The sequence below is a fragment of the Pseudomonas sp. Marseille-Q5117 genome (assembly GCF_946901175.1).
GTDB lineage: Bacteria > Pseudomonadota > Gammaproteobacteria > Pseudomonadales > Pseudomonadaceae > Aquipseudomonas > Aquipseudomonas iranensis.
This window is the reverse complement of the sequence record NZ_CAMPPP010000014.1, coordinates 44,743-67,063: the sequence shown is the minus strand read 5'-3', so window position 1 is coordinate 67,063 and position 22,321 is coordinate 44,743. Positions and strand designations below refer to the sequence as shown.

At 60.4% G+C, this 22,321-nt stretch carries 22 protein-coding genes; 6 read left to right on the top strand and 16 right to left on the bottom strand.

What is annotated here, in order from left to right; translation table 11 throughout:
• Positions 1-95: 95 nt before the first annotated feature.
• The 3 genes from OC605_RS20520 to OC605_RS20510 form a co-directional block, all read right to left on the bottom strand.
• Positions 96-1,199, bottom strand: coding sequence for an NADH:flavin oxidoreductase (locus tag OC605_RS20520; protein WP_262139127.1), 1,104 nt, complete (start codon positions 1,197-1,199; stop codon positions 96-98).
• Between the two features lie 156 nt (positions 1,200-1,355).
• Positions 1,356-1,838, bottom strand: a complete 483-nt coding sequence (locus OC605_RS20515) for a glutathione peroxidase (RefSeq protein WP_016771660.1) — start codon at positions 1,836-1,838, stop codon at positions 1,356-1,358.
• Positions 1,839-1,961: 123 nt separating this feature from the next.
• Positions 1,962-2,447 (bottom strand): peptidylprolyl isomerase, encoded by a 486-nt coding sequence (locus tag OC605_RS20510; RefSeq protein WP_016771661.1) that lies wholly within the window; start codon positions 2,445-2,447, stop codon positions 1,962-1,964.
• Here OC605_RS20510 and OC605_RS20505 point away from each other — a divergent pair.
• The 3 genes from OC605_RS20505 to OC605_RS20495 are packed head-to-tail and all read left to right on the top strand — an operon-like array spanning position 2,416 to position 5,799.
• The gene (locus OC605_RS20505) at positions 2,416-2,742 is read left to right on the top strand and encodes a DUF3565 domain-containing protein (RefSeq protein WP_073473919.1); all 327 of its coding nucleotides are present in this window, start codon (positions 2,416-2,418) and stop codon (positions 2,740-2,742) included. The genes OC605_RS20510 and OC605_RS20505 overlap by 32 nt on opposite strands.
• A gap of 51 nt (positions 2,743-2,793) precedes the next feature.
• A complete protein-coding gene (pta, locus tag OC605_RS20500; protein ID WP_262139124.1) occupies positions 2,794-4,893 on the top strand; it encodes a phosphate acetyltransferase in 2,100 nt (699 codons plus the stop codon).
• The gene (locus tag OC605_RS20495) at positions 4,894-5,799 is read left to right on the top strand and encodes an acyltransferase (protein WP_186568095.1); all 906 of its coding nucleotides are present in this window, start codon (positions 4,894-4,896) and stop codon (positions 5,797-5,799) included.
• A 196-nt stretch (positions 5,800-5,995) separates the two neighbouring features.
• Here OC605_RS20495 and cysN read toward each other — a convergent pair whose 3' ends face one another.
• From cysN to OC605_RS20480, 3 genes are all read right to left on the bottom strand, one after another.
• A complete protein-coding gene (gene cysN, locus OC605_RS20490; RefSeq protein ID WP_123443399.1) occupies positions 5,996-7,894 on the bottom strand; it encodes a sulfate adenylyltransferase subunit CysN in 1,899 nt (632 codons plus the stop codon).
• Between the two features lie 9 nt (positions 7,895-7,903).
• Positions 7,904-8,821, bottom strand: coding sequence for a sulfate adenylyltransferase subunit CysD (gene cysD / locus OC605_RS20485; RefSeq protein ID WP_016771664.1), 918 nt, complete (start codon positions 8,819-8,821; stop codon positions 7,904-7,906).
• A 250-nt stretch (positions 8,822-9,071) separates the two neighbouring features.
• Positions 9,072-9,830 (bottom strand): Nif3-like dinuclear metal center hexameric protein, encoded by a 759-nt coding sequence (locus OC605_RS20480; protein ID WP_262139121.1) that lies wholly within the window; start codon positions 9,828-9,830, stop codon positions 9,072-9,074.
• 104 nt (positions 9,831-9,934) lie between these two features.
• Here OC605_RS20480 and algW point away from each other — a divergent pair, with 104 nt between their 5' ends.
• From algW to OC605_RS20465, 3 genes are all read left to right on the top strand, one after another.
• Positions 9,935-11,092, top strand: a complete 1,158-nt coding sequence (gene algW / locus OC605_RS20475) for a Do family serine endopeptidase AlgW (RefSeq protein ID WP_016770590.1) — start codon at positions 9,935-9,937, stop codon at positions 11,090-11,092.
• A gap of 88 nt (positions 11,093-11,180) precedes the next feature.
• Complete coding sequence (locus OC605_RS20470) at positions 11,181-13,286, top strand: TonB-dependent siderophore receptor (protein ID WP_262139119.1); 2,106 nt, start codon at positions 11,181-11,183, stop codon at positions 13,284-13,286.
• A gap of 12 nt (positions 13,287-13,298) precedes the next feature.
• Positions 13,299-14,018 (top strand): DUF4198 domain-containing protein, encoded by a 720-nt coding sequence (locus tag OC605_RS20465; RefSeq protein ID WP_262139117.1) that lies wholly within the window; start codon positions 13,299-13,301, stop codon positions 14,016-14,018.
• 193 nt (positions 14,019-14,211) lie between these two features.
• Here the strand turns inward: OC605_RS20465 and hisC are convergent, their stop codons facing one another.
• The 10 genes from hisC to OC605_RS20415 form a co-directional block, all read right to left on the bottom strand.
• Positions 14,212-15,264 (bottom strand): histidinol-phosphate transaminase, encoded by a 1,053-nt coding sequence (gene hisC / locus OC605_RS20460; protein ID WP_262139115.1) that lies wholly within the window; start codon positions 15,262-15,264, stop codon positions 14,212-14,214.
• Between the two features lie 3 nt (positions 15,265-15,267).
• Positions 15,268-16,605 carry a histidinol dehydrogenase gene (gene hisD, locus OC605_RS20455; RefSeq protein WP_016771667.1) on the bottom strand — a complete coding sequence of 446 codons (1,338 nt, stop codon included), beginning with the start codon at positions 16,603-16,605 and terminating at the stop codon, positions 15,268-15,270.
• Positions 16,606-16,730: 125 nt separating this feature from the next.
• Positions 16,731-17,366 (bottom strand): ATP phosphoribosyltransferase, encoded by a 636-nt coding sequence (gene hisG / locus OC605_RS20450; protein WP_016771668.1) that lies wholly within the window; start codon positions 17,364-17,366, stop codon positions 16,731-16,733.
• A 128-nt stretch (positions 17,367-17,494) separates the two neighbouring features.
• Entirely contained in the window at positions 17,495-18,760 is a 1,266-nt protein-coding gene (murA, locus tag OC605_RS20445) for a UDP-N-acetylglucosamine 1-carboxyvinyltransferase (RefSeq protein WP_016771669.1), read from the bottom strand.
• Between the two features lie 22 nt (positions 18,761-18,782).
• Positions 18,783-19,022, bottom strand: coding sequence for a BolA family protein (locus OC605_RS20440; protein ID WP_016771670.1), 240 nt, complete (start codon positions 19,020-19,022; stop codon positions 18,783-18,785).
• 115 nt (positions 19,023-19,137) lie between these two features.
• A complete protein-coding gene (locus OC605_RS20435) occupies positions 19,138-19,443 on the bottom strand; it encodes a lipid asymmetry maintenance protein MlaB (RefSeq protein ID WP_186568088.1) in 306 nt (101 codons plus the stop codon).
• Positions 19,440-20,093 (bottom strand): phospholipid-binding protein MlaC, encoded by a 654-nt coding sequence (locus OC605_RS20430; RefSeq protein WP_110603726.1) that lies wholly within the window; start codon positions 20,091-20,093, stop codon positions 19,440-19,442. The genes OC605_RS20435 and OC605_RS20430 overlap by 4 nt, the downstream gene beginning before the upstream one ends.
• Before the next feature lie 11 nt (positions 20,094-20,104).
• Positions 20,105-20,572: an outer membrane lipid asymmetry maintenance protein MlaD gene (gene mlaD / locus OC605_RS20425; RefSeq protein WP_016771673.1), complete on the bottom strand. Its 468-nt coding sequence runs from the start codon at positions 20,570-20,572 to the stop codon at positions 20,105-20,107.
• Positions 20,572-21,369 (bottom strand): lipid asymmetry maintenance ABC transporter permease subunit MlaE, encoded by a 798-nt coding sequence (gene mlaE, locus OC605_RS20420; RefSeq protein WP_262139110.1) that lies wholly within the window; start codon positions 21,367-21,369, stop codon positions 20,572-20,574. Before mlaE ends, mlaD begins: the two co-directional genes overlap by 1 nt.
• Entirely contained in the window at positions 21,369-22,178 is an 810-nt protein-coding gene (locus OC605_RS20415; RefSeq protein ID WP_056782943.1) for an ATP-binding cassette domain-containing protein, read from the bottom strand. The genes mlaE and OC605_RS20415 overlap by 1 nt, the downstream gene beginning before the upstream one ends.
• Positions 22,179-22,321: the final 143 nt, after the last annotated feature.

Below are 22,321 nucleotides of genomic sequence, written 5' to 3'. Positions count from 1 at the left end.
CAGGCTCGCTCCCACATGGGTACTGCATTCTTTCAGATGGAATGCGGTCGAAGGTGGGAGCGAGCCTGCTCGCGAATGGTTCGAACTGGCGCCGCTTAGACCAGGGTCATCAACGCCTCACGACTGAACGGCAGAATGTCCTGCTCACGCCCTTCACGGACTTTCTGCGCCCAGTCCGGATCGACCAGCAGCGCGCGGCCCACTGCTACCAGGTCAAACTCTTCTTTGTTCAGACGCTCCAGCAGGTTTTCCAGACTGGCCGGTTGCGCAACTTTATCGGTGTTGACCATGAACTGCAGGAACTCGCCGTCCAGGCCGACGCTGCCCACGGTGATGGTCGGTTTGCCGGTCAGCTTGCGGGTCCAGCCAGCAAGGTTCAGATCCGAACCGTCGAACTCCGGCTCCCAGAAGCGTCGGGTCGAGCAGTGGAAAATGTCCACGCCAGCGTCGGACAGCGGCTTGAGAAACTCGCCCAGCGCTTCGGGAGTTAGTACCAGACGCGCGGTGTAATCCTGCTGCTTCCATTGCGAGAAGCGGAAGATGATCGGGAAACCCTCACCGACGGCTGCGCGCACCGCTTGAATCATTTCGATGGCAAAACGCGAACGATTGGCCAGGCTGCCACCGTATTCGTCGCTGCGCTGGTTGCTGCCTTCCCAGAAGAACTGGTCGATCAGATAGCCGTGGGCGCCGTGGATTTCCACGCCATCCATGCCGATGCTTTGCGCATCTTTGGCAGCCTGGGCGAACGCACCGATCACGTCCTGAATGTCCTGTTTGGTCATGCCGTGCACCACGACCTGACCGTCCTTGAGTTTCTCCGATGGACCGTAGCCCGGCACGCTGGCGTCCGGCTCGGTGCCGAGGCGGCGTACGCTGCCGACGTGCCACAGTTGCGGAACGATCTTGCCGCCCTCGGCGTGCACGGCGTCGACAACTTTTTTCCAGCCGGCCAGCGGCGCGTCACCGAAAAATTGCGGCACGTTTGGATAGCCGTTGGACGCGATGTGGCCGACGGTGGTGCCTTCGGTGATGATCAGACCAACCCCAGCGGCCGCACGACGGCGATAGTACTCAATGACTTTGGAATTCGGCACACCGCCCGGCGAAAACGAACGGGTCATTGGCGCCATGACCACGCGGGTCGGCAGTTCGAGGGCACCGAGGTGGAACGGTTTGAACAGGGCTTGAACAGGCATCGAGAGGCTCCACGAAAAACGTTGGCGACAGGCATTAATCGATATGACGGCGATAATATCCGCCACGTTCTTCGCGTGACAGCACTATTGATCTAAATGATTAAGGGTCAAAAGGCAGGCAAAAAAAATCGCAGCTCAACGCTGCGATTTTCTGATTCAGGCCAAGGCTTTTTCGATCGCGGCAATCACTGTCGGATCATCCGGCGCGGTGCGCGGCGAGAACCGCGCCAGCACCCGGCCATCCTTGCCGAGCAGAAACTTTTCGAAGTTCCAGGTGATGTCACCGGGAAACTCGGCGCCCTCGCCCGCCAGCAGGCGATACAACTGATGCCGCTCGTGGCCGTTGACTTCGAGCTTGCTCGACAACGGAAAGGTCACGCCATAGTTGAGGCTGCAAAACTCCTGGATTTCTTTCTCCGAGCCTGGCTCCTGACCGGCAAACTGGTTGCACGGCAGGCCCAGCACAGCAAAGCCTTTATCTTTGTATTGCTGGTAGAGGTTTTCCAGTGCCGCGTACTGAGGGGTCAAGCCGCATTTGGAGGCCACGTTGACCACCAGCACGACTTGGCCCTTGAACGGCGCCAGCGGTAGCTCCTGACCATCCAGGGCTGTCAACTTAAGGTCGTGAAAAGCACTCATGCCGAACTCCAGGATTCTCGTGTTCTACTCGAAACAGCCACTTGGCGAGGCCACCAAGGACAGCCGCGGACTAAAAAGGCGCCCACAGGCGCCTCTCCAGTACTCGAAGCTTAGCGCAGAAAATCAGTGGTGATGGCCACCTTCGCCATGGACGTGACCATGAGCGATTTCTTCCTGGCTGGCGTCACGGATATCAACGATCTTCACTTCGAAGTTCAGGCGCTGACCGGCCAGAGGGTGGTTGCCATCAACGGTGACGTCGTCGCCGTCCAGATCACGGATGGTGACGATCTGCATCTGGCCGTCCGGCGCCGAAGCGTGGAACTGCATGCCTACTTCCAGCTCGTCAACGCCTTCGAACATGCTGCGGCTCAGGGTGCTGACCAGTTCAGCGGCGTATTCACCGTAAGCATCTTCCGGCTCAACGGCTACTTTCAGCTCGTCGCCGACAGCTTTGCCTTCAAGGGCTTTTTCCAGGCCCGGGATGATGTTGCCTGCGCCTTGCAGGTAAACCAGCGGAGCGCCGCCGGCGGAGCTGTCGATGACCTCACCAGCGTCGTTGGTCAGGGTATAGTCGATGGAGACAGCCTTATTGGCGGCGATCAGCATGGGGCGAGACCTTTTGCATAAGAATATAGAAAGGCCAAGTTTAGCGAAGCAATCGCGTGAAAGCGACCACAACCCGGACAAACGGGTTTCGACCATCACCGGCTTCCATCAGGACGAAGATGGCCATTGGGTGGTCGAGCTTTCCTGTGGCCACACCCAGCACCTGCGCCACCAGCCGCCGTGGCAAACCCGTGCCTGGGTCCTGGATCCGGCGCAACGTATTGAAAAAACAGGTCAACCCTTTGCCTGCGGTTGGTGTGCACAAGGCTCGGTTAGCGCTAACCTTGGCGACTGAATTTCGGTAGTCGGCCAGACATAGGCTGACACCCTTGCATAGAGAATTCCCATGCAAACTTTTTTTATCGCCCCCACCGATTTTGGCGTGGGTCTGACCTCCATCAGCCTCGGGCTGGTGCGCACGCTTGAACGCGCCGGTCTCAAAGTCGGCTTCTTCAAACCGATCGCCCAGCCGCACCCGGGCGACACCGGCCCTGAGCGATCCACCGAACTGGTGGCGCGCACCCACGGCCTGAAACCGCCACAACCGTTGGGGCTGGCGCACGTCGAACGCATGCTCGGCGACGGTCAGCTCGACGAACTGCTCGAAGAAATCATCGCCCTGTATCAGCAAGCGGCGGTCGGCAAAGACGTGCTGGTGGTCGAAGGCATGGTGCCGACCCGCAGCGCCAGTTACGCCGCGCGGGTCAATCTGCATCTGGCCAAGAGCCTGGATGCCGAGGTGATTCTGGTCTCGGCGCCGGAAAACGAAGTGCTCGCCGAGCTTTCTGGCCGCGTCGAGCTTCAAGCGCAATTGTTCGGCGGCCCGAAAGACCCGAAGGTCCTCGGGGTGATCCTCAACAAGGTCAAGACCGACGAGAGCATGGACGCCTTCGCCACGCGTCTGAAGGAACATTCGCCGTTGCTGCGCAGCGGTGATTTCCGCTTGCTTGGCTGCATCCCGTTTCAGCCGGAACTCAACGCGCCGCGTACCCGCGACGTCGCCGACCTGATGGGCGCGCAAGTGCTCAACGCTGGCGACTACGAAACCCGGCGCATGAGCAAAATCATCATTTGCGCACGGACCATGCGCAACACCGTCGAGCTGCTCAAGCCCGGCGTGCTGGTGGTGACGCCGGGCGATCGCGACGACATCATCCTCGCCGTCAGCCTCGCGGCGATCAACGGTGTGCCGCTGGCCGGCCTGCTGCTGACCAGCGACACCCTGCCCGACCCGCGCATCATGGACCTGTGCCGCGGCGCCTTGCAGGCCGGTTTGCCGGTGTTGTCGGTGAGCACCGGCTCGTATGACACTGCCAATCTGCTCAATGGCCTGAACAAGGAAATCCCGATCGATGACCGCGAGCGCGCGGAGATCATCACCGATTTCGTCGCCAGCCACCTCGACGCCAACTGGCTGCATCAGCGCTGCGGCACGCCTCGGGAAATGCGCCTGTCGCCGGCGGTGTTCCGCTATCAATTGATCCAGCGCGCGCAAGCGGCGAACAAGCGCATCGTGTTGCCCGAAGGCAGCGAGCCGTTCACCGTGCAAGCAGCGGCGATCTGTCAGGAGCGCGGGATCGCCCGCTGCGTATTGCTGGCCAAACCCGAAGACGTCGAAGCGGTCGCCCGCGCCCAAGGCATCGTGCTGCCGCCGGGTCTGGAAATCCTTGACCCGGACCAGATCCGCGAGCGTTACGTCGAGCCGATGGTCGCCCTGCGCAAGAGCAAAAGCCTCAACGCACCGATGGCCGAGCAACAACTGGAAGACACCGTGGTGATCGGCACCATGATGCTTGCGCTGGACGAGGTCGACGGCCTGGTTTCGGGGGTGATCAACACCACCGCCAACACCATCCGCCCCGCCCTGCAACTGATTAAAACCGCACCGGGCTGCACGCTGGTGTCGTCGGTATTCTTCATGCTGTTCCCGGAAGAAGTGCTGGTCTACGGCGACTGCGTGATGAACCCGCACCCGAGCGCCACGGAATTGGCCGAAATCGCCCTGCAAAGCGCTGACTCGGCGGCCGCATTCGGCATCACCCCACGGGTGGCGATGATCAGCTATTCCAGCGGCGAATCGGCGCGCGGTGAAGAAGTCGAGAAAGTCCGCGAGGCAACTCTGCTCGCCCATGAGCAACAAAACTCGCTGTTGATCGACGGCCCGTTGCAATACGACGCCGCCGCCAACGCCGACGTCGCGCGGCAACTGGCGCCGAACAGTCAGGTCGCCGGGCGCGCCACGGTGTTTGTGTTCCCCGATCTGAACACCGGCAACACCACGCACAAAGCCGTACAACGCAGCGCCGATTGCGTCAGCCTCGGGCCGATGCTGCAAGGCCTGCGCAAACCGGTGAACGACCTGCCGCGCGGCGCGCAAGTCGATGACATCGTCTACACCATCGCGCTCACCGCGATTCAAGCCGCCAACCGACCTATGGATGTGTAAATGCTGGATTTTCTACCCGCACCCGTGCGCGGCGTGATCGCCTCGCTGCTGTTGGCGCTCAACACGGTTCTGCTGTGCTCGTTCCTGTTCTGCGTGGCGTTGGTCAAGGCTTTGCCGTTTGCCTTTACCCAGCGCATCGCCGGTTGGCTGATGAGCCACACCCACGAGGCGTGGATCAGCAATAACAAAGGCTGGATGAATCTGGTACGGCGCACCCGCTGGCACCTCAGCGGTCTGCAAGGCCTCGACTATCAGCACTCGTACCTGATCACCAGCAACCACCAGAGCTGGGTGGATATTCTGGTGCTGCAATACGTGCTCAACCGCAAGATCCAACCGCTGAAGTTTTTCCTCAAGCAGGAGCTGATCTGGGTGCCGGTGATTGGCCTGGCCTGGTGGGCGCTGGGCTTTCCGTTCATGAAGCGCTACTCCAAGGCGTATCTGGAAAAACACCCGGAGAAGAAAGGCAAGGACCTGGAAACCACGCGCAAGACCTGCGCGAAATTCCGCCATAACCCGGTGGGAATTTTCAACTTCGTCGAAGGCACACGCTTCACCGAAGGCAAGCATGCGCAGCAGCAGTCACCGTTCAAGTACCTGCTCAAGCCCAAGGCCGGCGGGATCGCCTTTGTGCTCGATGCGATGGGCGAACAGCTGGAGTCGATCGTCAACGTGACGATTCATTATCCGGCCGGGCGTCCGGGGTTCTGGGATTTGCTCTGCGGCAATGTGCGCGATGTGGTCGTGCACTTTGAAGAAATCAAGATTCCGCCGGCCTTCATCGGCAAGAACTACGACCAGGACGGCGAGTACCGTTTGCAGTTCCAGGGCTGGATCAATCAGCTGTGGCTGGACAAGGATGCGTTGCTGGAGCAGATGCACCGCGAATATCCAGGTCACCAATAACCCCCTGTGGGAGCGAGCCTGCTCGCGAAAGCGGTGGATCAGCATACAAAGATGTTGAATGAGATAAAGCTTTCGCGAGCAGGCTCGCTCCCACAGTTTTAATTGCAGCGCTCTGAAATAAAAAGCCCGCCGATGATCACTCACCGGCGGGCTTTTTCTTGCCGCCTGCAGCTAGAAGCCTGTCGCTGCTTCTACCTTAGATTGCGCCACGCTGACGCAACAGCTCCAGTACTTGCTTGACGCTTTCTTCCAGGCTCAGCGACTGCGTGTCGATCACCAGGTCGGCATTGAGCGGTACATCGTACGGGAAGGATTCGCCCGGGATGTTGTCGCCGCCAGCGGCGTACAGACCTTGCGGATCACGCTCGGCGCACACGGTTGGCGAGGCCTGCACATAGACCGTCAGCAAGCGATCCTTGCCGATCAGTTCCTTGGCCTGCTCGCGACCTTCGGCACTTGGCGCAACGAACGCCGCCAGGGTTAGCAAACCGGCTTCGTTGAATTGACGCGCAACATGCGCGGCACGACGCCAGTTCTCGGTACGCCCGGCGCGATCCTGCGGTAGCCCCTTGTTCAGATCCTGACGCAGATTCTGGCCATCGAGTACAAACACCGCGCGCCCCATGTCGAACAGCTTGCGCTCGACCGCATACGCCAAGGTGCTTTTGCCCGCACCGGACAGGCCGCTGAACAGCACGGTGGCTGGTTGCTGGCCGAAGCGCTGGGCGCGTTCTTCAGTCGCCACGTGCGCCAGTTTGCCGTGATGCGTGGCCGTGCCGTGCGTCACTGGCTGCGCGACGATCATGCCAGCGCCAACGGTGCCGTTGGTCAGGCGATCGATGACGATGAACGCGCCGGTGGTGCGGTTGCTTTCGTAACCGTCGAGGGCGATCGGCGCGTCGAGTGCGATCTTCACCTTGCCGATTTCGTTGAGCTGCAACGCGCTCGCCGGGCCTTCTTCCAGAGTGTTCACGTCGACCTTGTTGACGATGCTGGCGATCGAGCCCGGCACGTAACTGGTGGCGCGTTTGATGTCATATTTCTTGCCCGGCAGCATCGGCTCTTCAGCCATCCAAACCAGCATCGCTTCGAAGCTGTCGGTGACCGGCGGCACGTTGTCGGCATGCACCAACAGGTCGCCACGGGAGATATCGATTTCGTCTTCCATGGTCAGCGTTACCGCCTGACCGGGACCGGCGTGTTCCAGCTCACCTTCAAAAGTGACGATGGACTTCACCCGGCTGCTCTTGCCCGACGGCAGCACCACGACTTCGTCGCCCTTGTGCACGATGCCGCTGGCCAGGGTGCCGGCGAAACCACGGAAGTTCAGGTTCGGACGGTTGACGTACTGCACCGGGAAACGCAGATCGGTGAAGTTGCGATCGCCCGCCACTTCCACAGTCTCGAGGATTTCCATCAGCGACTGGCCGGTGTACCACGGCGAGCGCTCGGACTTGTTCACCACGTTGTCGCCTTTAAGGGCAGACATCGGCACGAAGTGCATGCTGGTCGGCTTCATCTTCAAGCCTTCCGCGAACTTCAGGTAGTCAGCCTTGATCGATTCGAACACGCCTTCGTCGAAGTCCTTCAAGTCCATCTTGTTGATGGCGACGACGATGTGTTTGATACCCAGCAAAGAAGCGATGAAGCTGTGGCGACGGGTCTGTGTCTGCACGCCGTAACGGGCGTCGACCAGAATGATCGCCAGGTCACAGGTGGACGCACCGGTGGCCATGTTGCGGGTGTACTGCTCATGGCCGGGGGTGTCGGCGATGATGAATTTGCGCTTGGCGGTGGAGAAATAGCGGTAAGCGACATCAATGGTGATGCCCTGCTCACGCTCGGCCTGCAGACCGTCGACCAGCAATGCCAGGTCGATGTCGTCACCGGTGGTGCCGACTTTCTTCGAATCGCGGGTGATCGCTTCGAGGTGATCTTCATAGATCATTTTCGAGTCGTGCAGCAGGCGCCCGATCAGGGTGCTTTTGCCGTCATCGACGTTACCGCAGGTCAAAAAGCGCAGCAGTTCTTTACGTTCGTGCTGGCCCAGGTAGGCGAGGATGTCCTCGCTGATCAAATCAGATGCGTGCGACATGACAGCCCCTTAGAAATAGCCTTGACGTTTTTTGTCTTCCATCGAGCCTGCGCCATCGTGGTCGATGACCCGGCCCTGGCGCTCGGAAGTTCGCGTCAGGAGCATTTCCTGAATGATGTCCGTCAGGCTTTCGGCCTCGGACTCCACCGCGCCCGTCAACGGGTAGCAGCCAAGGGTGCGGAACCGCACTTTCTTTTTCACGATGCGCGCTTTGTCTTCATCGGACAGGTGCTCGAGGATGCGCTCGTCGTCGATCATGATCAGCGTGCCGTTCTTCTCGATCACTTCGCGTTCGGCGGCAAAGTACAGCGGCACAATCGGGATGCCTTCGAGATAGATGTACTGCCAGATGTCCAGCTCGGTCCAGTTCGACAACGGGAACACACGGATGGATTCGCCCTTGTTGACCTTGCCGTTGTAGACGTTCCAGAGCTCTGGACGCTGGTTTTTCGGGTCCCAGCGGTGCTTGCTGTCGCGGAACGAGTACACGCGCTCTTTGGCGCGGGATTTCTCTTCATCGCGACGGGCGCCGCCGAACGCTGCATCGAAACCATGCTTGTCGAGTGCCTGTTTCAGGCCTTCGGTTTTCATGATGTCGGTGTGCTTGGCGCTGCCGTGGGTGAACGGGTTGATGTTCTGCGCCACGCCATCGGGGTTGATGTGGGTGATCAGGTCCAGGCCCAAGTCTTCGACCATCTTGTCGCGGAACTTGTACATTTCCTGGAATTTCCAGCGGGTGTCGACGTGCATCACCGGAAACGGCAGTTTGCCCGGGAAGAACGCCTTGCGTGCCAGGTGCAGCATCACGGCGGAGTCTTTACCGATGGAGTACAGCATCACCGGGTTATCGAACTCGGCGGCCACCTCGCGGATGATGTGGATGCTTTCCGCCTCCAGCTGTTTCAGATGCGTCAGTTTGTCGACCATGGCTACTCACGAAAGCTTTCTTATGAACGGCCAGCGGGCCGTGTTCGAGCGAGGAATCCTAGCACAGCGACCTCTTCTAATCAGGACGCCAACTAGATCGAAAGGGTATATGAATATGCCTGCCAGTTCGGCCCGTCAGGGCCGAATGTGGGAGCGAGCCTGCTCGCGAAAGCGGAGTGTCAGGCACCTTTGTATTGAAGGTCTGAGGCGTTCGCGAGCAGGCTCGCTCCCACAGGAGTTTGCGGCGAGCTCAGATCGGATTGGGGCAATCGATGAAGATGTGCTCAAGGGCAAAGCGCTTCGCCAGATACTCACCCAGCGCCTGCACGCCGTAGCGTTCGGTGGCGTGGTGGCCAGCGGCGATGAAGCTGATGTCGTTTTCCCGCGCGCTGTGGAAAGTCTGCTCGGAGGCCTCGCCACTGATGAACAGGTCGACACCCGCCGCCACGCCCTGGTCGATATAACCCTGGCCACCGCCGGTGCACCAGCCGACGCGGCGGATCATGCCGCTGCCTTCGATCAGCAGCGGCTCGCGGCCCATGACTTCCTGCACCTTGCGCGCGAAATCCCGCGCAGTCATTGGCTCATTCAGCGAGCCGACCAGCCCGACGACTTTCGGATTGCTCGGGTCGAGCGGCCCTTCGACAGTGATGTCGAGCTGACGCGCCAGTTGCACGTTGTTGCCGACGTCCGGGTGCAGATCCAGCGGCAGGTGATAGGCGAGCAGACCGATGTCGTGCTTGAGCAGGGTTTTCAAGCGGCGCTGTTTCATACCCGTGACGCAAGGATTTTCGCCTTTCCAGAAATAACCGTGGTGGACCAGGATCAGGTCGGCCTCGGCTTCGACGGCGGCATCGAGCAACGCCTGGCTGGCGGTGACGCCACTGACGATGCGCATCACCTGCGGGCGGCCTTCGACCTGTAATCCGTTGGGGCAATAATCGGCAATTTTCGCACTGCCCAGGTAACGGTCGGCTTCTTCGACGAGGGTGCTGAGGGCAACGGCCATGAAAGACTCCTAAATATCCCGTTCAGAGGCGCGCGCGGCCTCGTATAATGCGCGACATTATGGGCGGTCTGACCTCGCCTGCAACCTTTCCAGGAACGTGCTTAATGCTCAAGGCGCTGCGTTTTTTTGGCTGGCCGCTGTTGGCCGGTGTGCTTATCGCTCTGTTGATTATTCAGCGTTACCCCGAGTGGGTCGGGCTGCCGAGCCTCGACGTCAATCTGCAACAGGCCCCTCAGACCACGATCGTGCAGCAGGGGCCGGTGTCCTATGCGGATGCAGTGGGCATCGCCGCGCCGTCGGTGGTCAACCTGTACACCACCAAGGTCATCAACAAACCGGCGCATCCCTTGTTCGAGGATCCGCAGTTCCGCCGTTTCTTCGGTGACAACTCGCCGAAACAGAAGCGCATGGAATCGAGCCTCGGTTCCGGGGTGATCATGAGCCCGGAAGGCTACATCCTCACCAACAACCACGTCACCAGCGGCGCCGACCAGATCGTCGTGGCGCTCAAGGATGGTCGGGAGACGCTGGCACGGGTGATCGGCAGCGATCCTGAGACTGACCTGGCGGTCCTGAAAATCGACCTGAAAAACCTCCCGGCAATCACCGTCGGCCGCTCCGACAGTATTCGCATCGGCGACGTCGCGCTGGCCATCGGCAACCCGTTCGGCGTCGGCCAGACTGTAACCATGGGCATCATCAGCGCCACCGGCCGTAATCAGTTGGGCCTGAACAACTACGAAGACTTCATCCAGACCGATGCGGCGATCAACCCGGGCAACTCCGGCGGTGCGCTGGTCGACGCCAACGGCAACCTCACCGGCATCAACACGGCGATCTTTTCCAAATCCGGCGGCTCGCAAGGCATCGGCTTTGCCATTCCGGTGAAACTGGCGATGGAAGTGATGAAATCGATTATCGAGCACGGCCAGGTGATTCGTGGCTGGCTGGGCATCGAAGTGCAACCGCTGACACAGGAACTGGCGGAGTCGTTTGGCTTGTCCGGGCGCCCGGGGATTGTCGTTGCCGGAATCTTCCGTGACGGCCCGGCGCAGAAAGCCGGCCTGCAACTGGGCGATGTGATTTTGAGCATCGATGGCGAGCCCGCCGGCGATGGTCGCCGCTCGATGAACCAGGTGGCGCGGATCAAACCGACCGATAAGGTGACGATCCAGGTCATGCGCAACGGCAAGGAACTGAAGCTGACCGCTGAGATCGGCCTGCGTCCACCGCCGGCACCGGTGAAAGAAAAAGAAGAGTAAAAATTTTTTCGCACCAGCGGCGCGAATAGCAGACATTCTCAACAGGCATGTTATATTGTTTCAATTCTAGCAATTGGAACAACATAACATGTCGTCTCGCAAAAAGGCCTCGCTGTTGGGCCTGACTCTGGGTTTGCTCTGCGATCCCGCCTTCGCCGATGAGCCGCAGCCCGTTGAACTGGAAGCCATCAGCGTCACTTCCGACTATGAATCCCCCACCGGCCCGGTCAGCGGTTATCGCGCGACTCGCTCGGCCAGTGCGACCAAAACCGACACGGCGATTCGCGATATCCCACAAGCCATCAGCGTCGTTCCGGCCAGTGTGCTCTCGGATCTGGGCAGCACCAGCGTTGAACGCGCGCTGGATTTTGCCGGCGGCGTGTCGAAGCAGAACAACTTCGGCGGCCTGACCCTGTACGAATACAGCGTGCGCGGCTTCACCACCTCGGAGTTCTACAAGGATGGTTTCAGCGCCAATCGCGGTTACCCGAGCACGCCGGATGCAGCGAACATCGAGCGCATCGAAGTGCTCAAAGGCCCGGCCGCCAGCCTGTACGGCCGGGGTGATCCCGGCGGCACGGTGAACATCGTCACCAAGAAGCCGCAGCCCGAAGCGTTCGCCACTGTGCAAACCAGCGCCGGGAGTTGGGATCGCTATCGCACCGCGCTGGACGTCAACACGCCCCTTGATGATCAGGGCGATGTGCTCTCGCGCATCAACCTCGCCGTAGAAGACAACAAAAGCTTTCGCGACCACGTCGACAGCCAGCGGGTATTCGTCGCGCCCTCGATCAGTTGGCAGTTGAACCCGGATACCTCGCTGCTGGTGGAAAGCGAAATCGTCCGTCACAACTCGACGTTCGATCGTGGCGTAGTGGCGCCGAACAACAAGTGGAGCGGCGTATCGCGCTCGACCTTCCTCGGCGAGCCCGACGACGGCAACATCGACAACCATAACAACCTGCTCCAGGCCACCCTTGAGCACCATCTGAACGACAGCTGGAAGCTGCGCCTGGCCAGTCACTACAAGGAAGGCAAGCTCTGGGGCGACGCTTCCGAAGCACGACCGCTGAACGCCGACGGCCACACGGTCAACCGCCGCTTGCGCGAACGCGACACGAGTTGGCACGACAGCATCACCCAACTGGAACTGCGCGGTCTGTTCGACCTCGGGCCGTGGCAGCATGAATTGCTGATCGGCACCGAGTACGAGAATTACCGCAAGGACGAACGCGTCACCACCATTGCTGGCGGCCCCTACGCCATCGACATCTATAAGCCGGTCTACGGCCAGCCGAAACCCAATGGCGCACGCTCGGGCACCGACTTTTTCGAACACGTCGAAACTCATGCGCTGAATCTGCAGGACCAGATCATCTTCACCGACAAGCTGCGCGGCATGGTTGGCGCGCGCTTCGAGCACTTCGATCAACGCATCGACGATCACAGCCGCAACGCCAAAAGCCAGCAGCGCCACGACGCGCTGACTCAACGCGCCGGCCTGCTCTATCAGCTCACGCCGAACACCGGCCTGTTCGCCAACGCCTCGACCTCGTTCAAACCGAACAACGGCCTGGATGCCTCCGGCAAATCCTTCGACCCGGAAGAAGGTGTCGGTTACGAAGTGGGGATCAAAAACGAACTGTTCGATGAGCGCGTGAGCAGCACCCTCGCCTTCTTCCACATCGACAAGGAAAACGTTCTCGCCCTCGATCCGGGCACCGACACCAGCCGCGCCATGGGCAAGGCGCGCAGTCAGGGTTTCGATTGGCAAGTGAGCGGTCAGGTAACCGACGCAGTGCGGGTCATCGGCGCCTTCGCCTACATCGATGCCGAGGTGACCAAGGGCGACGCGACCATTCCCACCGGCAGCCGCATCCTCGGCGTGGCCAAACGCAGCGGCAGTCTGCTGGGTGTTTATGAATTTCAGGATGGCCGACTGCGCGGTTCAGACGTCGGTGCAGCGTTCACCTACGTCGGCGATCGCTCGGGCGAATCCGGCAGCGACTTCGAATTGCCGGCCTACCAGACCGTCGACTTGCTCGCGCATTACAAGGCCAGCGACAACGTCACGGTCGGCCTGAACCTGAACAACATCTTCGACGAGAAATACTACGAGCGCTCCTACAGCAACTACTGGGTCAATCCCGGCGAGCCACGCAATTTCACCGTCAGCCTGACACTCAACCTGTAAAAGGACGTCACCATGCACTACGGCAAATCCCTTCTGCTCATCGCTGCGCTGTTCACCGGTCAGGTGTCGGCGCACGGCCTGTGGACAGAGGAACGACGCGGCAACATCGAAGTGATCTACGGCCACGGCGCCGAAGACAACGCCTTCAAGGCGCAGAAAATCAGCGGTGCCTGGGCTTATGACGCAAGCGGCAAAATGATCCCGGTCAGCGTCGAGCGCCTGGCCGATCATGCCCGTTTGAAACCATTGAAGCCGCCGGCGGTGATGGCCGTGGCGCTGAACAACGGCATGTGGTCGCAGACGGCAGACAAGAAGTGGGTCAACGAAGGACGCAGCAAAGTGCCCGGCGCCACCGAGGCCACGCAGACGTTCAAGTACAGCCTGGCGATCTATCAGCCGGGGACGAAGTTGCCGAAACTGGAGCAGATCAAACTGCTGATCCTGCCGGAGGTTGATCCGCTGACGGTCGGGCCGGGTAAATCGTTACCGGTGCGGGTGCTGCTCGATGGCAAACCGGCGGCGGGGGTGAAGTTGTATGGCGACTATCGCAGCGCGCCAAACACCCTGAGCACCGAGACCGACAAGGATGGGCGTGCGCAGGTGCTGGTGCGTAATGAAGGGTTGAATGTGATTGCGGCGCAGGTCGAGGTGCCGGTGAGGGACAGCGCGGATGTGGACAGTCGTGGGTTGTTCAGTTCGCTGACATTCCTTGGCGAGCCGCATCACGAATAAAAGCACACCCTCACCCCAGCCCTCTCCCAGAGGGAGAGGGAGCCGACCGAGTTGTCTTGCGGGATACATCGACCTGAAAGACCGAGTCGATTATGGATTCGGTAAACCAAATTCAGGTCGGTGAAATTCTGCAATATTCCCCATTCAGTCCCCTCTCCCTCTGGGAGAGGGCTAGGGTGAGGGGCTTTTGCTTTTAGAGGTCGCCAAGGCCGTCGATCAACGCCTGATTCTGCTCCGGCGTACCCACCGATATCCGCAGGAACTGCGCAATCCGCTCCTGCTTGAAGTGCCGCACGATCACGCCCTGCTCGCGCAGCTTGGCCGCCAGGCCCGCCGCATCATGCTTCGGGTGGCGAGCGAAGATGAAGTTGGCCGCCGACGGCAGCACTTCAAAGCCTTTTGCCTGCAACTGCGCCACCACCCATTCGCGGCTCTCGATCACCTGACGACAGGTCTTGTCGAAATACTCGCGATCCTCAAAAGCCGCCGCCGCGCCGACAATCGCCAAACGATCCAGTGGATAGGAGTTGAAGCTGTTCTTGATCCGCTCCAGCGCCTCGATCAGGTCCGGATGCCCTACCGCCAGACCGACACGCAGGCCGGCCAGCGAGCGTGACTTGGACAGAGTCTGCGTCACCAGCAGGTTCGGATAGCGATCCACCAGACTGATCGCCGTGTCGCCGCCGAAGTCGATGTACGCCTCGTCAACGACTACGACCGAATCAGGACTGGCCTTGAGGATTTGCTCGACCGCGTCCAGCGCCATCAGGCACCCGGTCGGCGCGTTCGGGTTGGGAAAAATGATCCCGCCATTCGGTTTGGCGTAGTCGGCCGGATCGATCTGGAACTGCGCATCCAGTGGCACCGCATCGAATTCAATGCCGTACAGACCGCAGTAGACCGGATAGAAGCTGTAGCTGATGTCCGGGAACAGCAGCGGCTGATCGTGTTGCAGCAAGCCGTGAAAGATGTGTGCGAGCACTTCGTCCGAACCGTTGCCGAGGAACACCTGACTGGTTTGCACGCCGTAATATTCGGCCACGGCGTTTTTCAGCAGATCACTGTTCGGGTCTGGATACAGGCGCAGGTTGTCGTTGAGCTCGGCTTGCATCGCCGCCAGCGCTTTTGGCGACGGGCCATACGGATTTTCGTTGGTATTGAGCTTGACCAGTTTGGTCAGCTTCGGCTGTTCGCCCGGCACGTAGGGCACCAGATCCTTGACGAACGGGCTCCAGAATTTACTCATCGCTCAGTTCCCCTGCCCTTTCAGAAAGTCTTGGTCTTTGATGCGGTATTCGGCGCTGCGTGCGTGGGCGCTCAGCGATTCACCACGGGCCAGTACCGATGCTGTTTTGCCCAGCTCGGAAGCTCCGGCCTCGGAGCAGAAAATGATCGACGAGCGCTTCTGGAAGTCATAGACGCCCAGTGGCGAGGAGAAGCGCGCGGTGCCGGAAGTCGGCAACACGTGGTTCGGACCGGCGCAGTAATCGCCCAACGCTTCGGAAGTGTGGCGGCCCATGAAGATCGCACCGGCGTGGCGGATCTGCGGCAGCCAGGCTTGTGGATCGGCGACCGACAATTCCAGGTGTTCCGGGGCAATGCGGTTGGCGACTTCGATGGCTTGGGCCATGTCGCTCACCTGAATCAGCGCACCACGGCCATTGATCGAAGTTTCGATGATGGTAGCGCGGTCCATGGTCGGCAGCAGTTTGTCGATGCTCGCAGCCACCTTGTCGAGGAACTCGGCGTCGGGGCTGACCAGAATCGCTTGCGCGTCTTCGTCGTGCTCAGCCTGAGAGAACAGGTCCATGGCGATCCAGTCCGGATCGGTCTGGCCGTCGCAGACCACAAGAATTTCCGAAGGGCCGGCGATCATGTCGATGCCGACCTGGCCGAACACGTGGCGCTTGGCCGTGGCCACATAGATGTTGCCTGGGCCGACAACCTTGTCGACACGCGGCACGCTTTCGGTGCCATAGGCCAGTGCGGCAACCGCTTGCGCGCCGCCGATGGTGAACACGCGGTCGACACCGGCGATGCAGGCAGCGGCCAGCACCAGCTCGTTGATTTCACCGCGCGGGGTCGGCACGACCATGACCACTTCGGTCACGCCGGCCACCTTCGCCGGAATCGCGTTCATCAATACCGACGATGGATACGAGGCCTTGCCGCCCGGCACGTACAGGCCTGCGCGATCCAGTGGCGTGACTTTCTGACCAAGCACGGTGCCGTCAGCCTCGGTGTAGCTCCAGGAATCCTGCTTCTGTTTTTCGTGATAGCTGCGCACGCGGGCGGCGGCTTTTTCCAGAGCCTCGCGTTGCGGCACCGTGATGCGGGTCAAGGCCAGTTCGAGACGCTCGCGCGGCAGGATCAGGTCGGCCATCGAGGCGACTTCGAGGCCGTCGAATTTCTGGGTGAACTCGACCAGCGCCGCGTCACCGCGCTCGCGCACAGCCTTGATGATGTCCAGCACGCGCTGATTGACCGAGTCGTCAGACACACTTTCCCAGCTCAGCAGATGATCCAGATGATGCGCGAAATCCGGGTCAGCAGCGTTGAGTCGGCGAATTGCAGTGGTTGCGGTCATAGCGAGAGCCTCATAGGAATGGCAAATAACTCAGGCGCCCGAAACTAGCATTCGATCCGCTTGGGCACCTGAGAATTCTGGCTATGAGGCGGATAGACGGCGCGGCCTCGGGCCGCGCAGGTAGATCAGCCGCGGTGTCGCGATTCCACTGCGTTGCGCAGGGTATCGATCAACGCCTGGATTCGGGCGTGCTGCATTTTCATTGAAGCCTTGTTGACGACCAGACGCGAGCTGATCGTGGCGATCAGTTCCTGTGGCTCCAGGCCGTTGGCGCGCAGGGTGTTACCGGTGTCGACCACGTCGATGATCTTGTCGGCCAGCCCGATCAGCGGCGCCAGCTCCATCGAGCCGTACAGCTTGATGATGTCGACCTGACGGCCCTGCTCGGCGTAATAACGCTTGGCAACGTTGACGAACTTGGTCGCCACGCGCAGACGGCCCTTGGGCTCGGCCGCGCCGATCTTGCCGGCGGTCATCAGCTTGCACTGGGCGATCTGCAGGTCCAGCGGCTCGTACAGGCCCTGGCCGCTGTATTCCATCAGCACGTCCTTACCGGCGACGCCGAGGTCGGCCGCGCCATGCTCGACATAGGTCGGCACGTCGGTGGCACGCACGATCAGCAGACGCACGTCGTCCTGGGTCGTGGGAATGATCAGCTTGCGGCTCTTGTCCGGATTCTCGGTCGGCACGATGCCCGCTTCAGCGAGAAGCGGCAAAGTGTCGTCAAGGATGCGGCCCTTGGACAGTGCGATGGTCAACATGGGAAACGTCAGTCCTTATCAAGGTACTCATGCCCGGTCGCAATCGGCGCCGGACACACATCGAGGGTGCGTACACCCTCGACTCGAAACGAATTCAGTGGACACGTCCCTGTGTCCCGATGCAGCGATCAGCCCGGAACGCGGCGGATCTTGGCACCCAGCATTTGCAGTTTTTCTTCGATGCACTCGTAACCACGGTCGATGTGGTAGATGCGGTCGATCAGCGTGTCGCCTTCGGCAACCAGTGCCGAGATCACCAGACTGGCCGATGCGCGCAGGTCGGTGGCCATGACTGGCGCGCCCTTGAGCTTCTCGATACCGGTGACGATCGCGGTGTTGCCTTCAACCTGGATATGCGCGCCCATGCGGTGCAGCTCGTACACGTGCATGAAACGGTTTTCGAAGATCGTCTCGATCACCGCACCAGTGCCTTCGGCAATGGCGTTGAGCGAGATGAACTGAGCCTGCATGTCGGTCGGGAACGCCGGGTACGGCGCGGTGCGCACGTTGACCGCTTTCGGGCGCTTGCCGTGCATGTTCAGCTCGATCCAGTCTTCACCGCAGGTGATTTCCGCACCGGCTTCACGCAGCTTTTCCAGTACCGCTTCGAGGATGGTCGGATCGGTGTCCTTGACCTTGACGCGGCCACCGGTCACGGCAGCAGCGACCAGGTAGGTGCCGGTTTCGATACGGTCAGGCATGACCTTGTAGAAAGCCGAACCCAGACGCTCGACGCCATCGATGGTGATGGTGTCGGTGCCAGCACCGGAAACCTTGGCGCCCATGGCATTGAGGAAGTTCGCCAGGTCGACCACTTCAGGTTCGCGGGCGGCGTTCTGCAACACGCTGCGACCTTTGGCCAGAGCAGCGGCCATCATGATGTTCTCGGTACCGGTCACGCTGACGGTGTCGAAGAAGAAGTGCGCGCCGCGCAGGCCACCCTCAGGCGCCTTGGCCTTGATGTAGCCGCCTTCGACGTCGATGACCGCGCCCATGGCTTCCAGACCACGGATGTGCAGGTCGACCGGACGCGAACCGATGGCGCAGCCGCCAGGCAGCGCGACTTCGGCTTCACCGAAACGCGCGACCATCGGGCCGAGCACAAGGATCGACGCACGCATGGTTTTCACCAGTTCGTACGGCGCGATCAGGGTCTTGATGGTGCGCGGATCGATTTCAACGCTGAGCTTCTCGTCGATCACCGGCTCGATGCCCATGCGCCCGAACAGCTCGATCATGGTGGTGATGTCGTGCAGGTGCGGCAGATTGCCAACGGTGACCGGGCCATCGCACAGCAAGGTCGCGGCCAGAATCGGCAGGGCGGAGTTCTTCGCGCCGGAAATGCGGATCTCGCCATCAAGACGAGCGCCACCGGTAATAATCAATTTATCCATTAGTATCTCGACGCCCTAGGGCTCAGGTGCGCTCGGCCCAGGCCGCGCGGCTGAAAAATTTCATAGTGACCGCATGGATGCTGCCATCGGTGATCCATGGGTTCAAATGGGCATAGACCTGCTGCTGACGCTTCACCGGGCTCAACGCCGCCAGTTCATCGCTGATCACGTTCAGCTGGAAGTTGCAGCCTTCGCCTTCAACTTCTACCAGCGTTCCTGGCAGCTTTCCTTCAAGGAAGCTCTTCACTTCTACGGCCTGCATGCTCAACCTCAATCGGCGCCCTGTGCGCACGGGTCGGACATCATACAAAAAAGCCCCGCGCCTGCGAACCCCGCAACGCAGGACTCTGACGGGGGGCTTCTTTATAGATGATGGTTCAGGGTTGCGCCAACAACTCGGTCAGTTCACTGACCTGAGCGATTTCGCGCATGTCGTCAGGCATCGCGCGAATGCTGACGGCCTTGCCGGCCGCCTGCGCATCACGCATGAAGCACAGCAGCAACGACAGGCCGACGCTGCTGGACTTCTGCACCGCCGAACAATCGATGACCAGCGCCGACGCCTTGCTCGACTTGATCAGCGCCTGCCCTTCCTTGCGCAGGTCGGGCCCGGTGCGGTAATCCAGCACGCCACTGAGCAGCAGCTCGTCAACATCACTCATACGCACTGCCGCCTCACTCATTGCGCTGGCTTCGCGGCGGCTTTGTCGGTTTCCTGCTTGGCCTTGGCGACTTCACCGGCCCAGCCATCGATGGTCTTGTCCAGATCGTTGCCATTGCGCTGCATGGCGTCGGCGAACTGGTCACGGAACAGCTTGCCAATGTTGATGCCATTGATGATCACGTTGCGCAGCTTCCACTCGCCGCTGATCTTCTCAAGCGTGTACTGCACCGGATAGATCGCGCCGTTGCTGCCCTTGACGGTCATGTTGACACTGGTGCGCTCGCCCGATTCGTCTTTGGCCGGGTCAACGGTGATGCCCTGGTTGTTGTATTCCAGCAGCGCGTTGCCGTAGAACTGGAACAGACCGCGCTTGAAGTTTTCCTGAAAGCGCTGCATCTGCTCAGGCGTGGCCTTGCGCGAATACTTCACGGTCATGATGCTTTTGGAGATGCCCTCGGCATCCACCACCGGACCGACAATGTTGTTCAGCGCCGCATAGAAATCCTGCGGATCCTGCTTGTACTTCTCTTTGTTCGCCTGCAAATCGGCAAGCATCCGGTTCGTGGTGTCCTGAATCAGGTCATGAGCCGATTGCCCCGGTGCAGCGTTAGCCATCAACGGCAGGGCCGCGAGCAACACCAACAGGCCACGTCGCAAGATAGAGATCATTCAAAAGCTCCTCATTTGGCGTCTTTGCTAACGGTATTGAGCAGGAATTTACCGATCAGGTCTTCCAGTACCAGTGACGACTGCGTGTCGTGGATGGTTCCACCGTCTTTCAACTGGGTGTCTTCGCCGCCGACGCTGATACCGATGTATTTCTCGCCCAGCAGACCCGCGGTGAGGATAGACGCTGTGGAATCGACCGGCAGGTTGTCGACCTTTTTATCCACTTGCAGCGTGACCCGACCGGTGAAGCTGTCGCGATCCAGATCGATAGCGGTGACCTTGCCGATGGTCACACCGGCCATGGTCACTTTGGCTCTGACCGTCAGACCGGCGATATTGTCGAAATACGCATACAACTTGTAAGTGTCGGTGGACGAAGTCGGAGACAGGCCGCTGACGCGCAAGGCGAGCAGCAGCAAAGCCAGGATCCCTGCCAGCAGGAACAGGCCGACACCGATTTCCAGGGTGCGGTTTTGCATCAGAAATCTCCAAACATCAAAGCGGTCAGAATAAAGTCCAGGCCGAGCACTGCCAGCGAGGCAAACACCACGGTCTTGGTGGTGGCACGACTGATCCCCTCGGAAGTGGGCTCACAGTCATAGCCTTGGAATACGGCGATCCAGGTCACCACAAAGGCGAAAACAACACTCTTGATAACGCCATTGAGCACATCGCTGGTGAAGGTCACGCTGTTCTGCATGTTCGCCCAGTACGAGCCTTCGTAGACGCCCAGCCAGTCGACCGCAACCCACGAACCGCCCCAGATGCCGACGACGCTGAAGATCATCGCCAGCACCGGCAGGGAAATGAAGCCGGCCCACAGGCGCGGGGCAATGATGTACTTGAGCGGATCGACACCGATCATTTCCAAGCTGGACAACTGCTCGGTGGATTTCATGTTGCCGATTTCGGCGGTCAGCGCCGAACCGGCGCGCCCGGCAAACAACAACGCGGGGACCACCGGCCCCAGTTCACGCAGCAGCGTCAGGGCGACCATCTGCCCCACCGCCTGCTCTGAACCATAGCTGGAAAGAATGCTGAAGCCCTGCAACGCCAGGACCATGCCAATGAAAATGCCGGAGACCACGATGATCACCAGCGACATGACGCCGACCGAATGCAGCTGCTTGACCAGCAGGCCGAAACCACCGCTGATACCGCCACGGCCCAGCAGGGCGTGAAACAGGAACAGGGTCGCTCGACCAAACACCGCGACCGCGTCGATCGCCGATTCGCCGAACCGACGCACGCGTTCCATCAATGAAATTCTGCGCATCAACGCTTCCCCAGAAGATCTGCGCGGTAATCCGTCGCTGGAAAGTGATACGGCACCGGGCCATCGGGATCACCGGTCATGAACTGACGGATACGCGGGTCATCCGAATTCATCAGCTCATCCGGCGTGCCCTGCCCCAGCACCTGACCATCGCCCACGACATAGATGTAGTCGGCAATGCTCGCGGTTTCCGCCAGGTCGTGCGAGACCACGATGCTGGTGATTCCCAGTGCATCGTTGAGCAGGCGGATCAGGCGCACCAACACGCCCATGGCGATCGGGTCCTGGCCCACGAAGGGCTCGTCGTACATGAGAATCTGCGGATCGAGGGCAATCGCCCGGGCCAGCGCCACGCGGCGCTTCATGCCGCCGGACAGTTCGTCCGGCATCAGATCGATGGCGCCACGCAGCCCCACCGCCTGCAATTTCAGCAGGACGATGTCGCGGATCATGTCTTCCGGCAGTTGCGTGTGCACCCGCAACGGAAAGGCCACGTTCTCGAACACATCGAGATCGGTAAACAGCGCACCGCTCTGAAACAGCACGCCCATGTGCTTGCGCGCATCGAACAGATCGCTGCGCGACAGCGTCGGCAGGTTCTGCCCGTTGACCCAGACTTCACCGCCGGACGGCCGCAACTGCGCGCCCATCAGGCGCAGCAGCGTGGTCTTGCCGCAGCCGGAAGGCCCCATGATGCCGGTGACCTTGCCGCGCGGGATGCGGATATCGACGTTATTGAAAATGCTCCGCGCACCGCGCTTGAAGGAGACTCCCTTCAGCTCGACCGCGTAGGCGTTATCGGCACTCATCTAAACTCCTTGCGATGCAGCCTCTCACTGGGATGCCAGACTTTCCTCGGAAACACCTGCATCCCGGGCAGGCCGAACTGGCGGCGAACTATATCACTGCAAAGGCTGAGCGCCCAAGCGAGAACCCGGCCAGGATCGCCGAC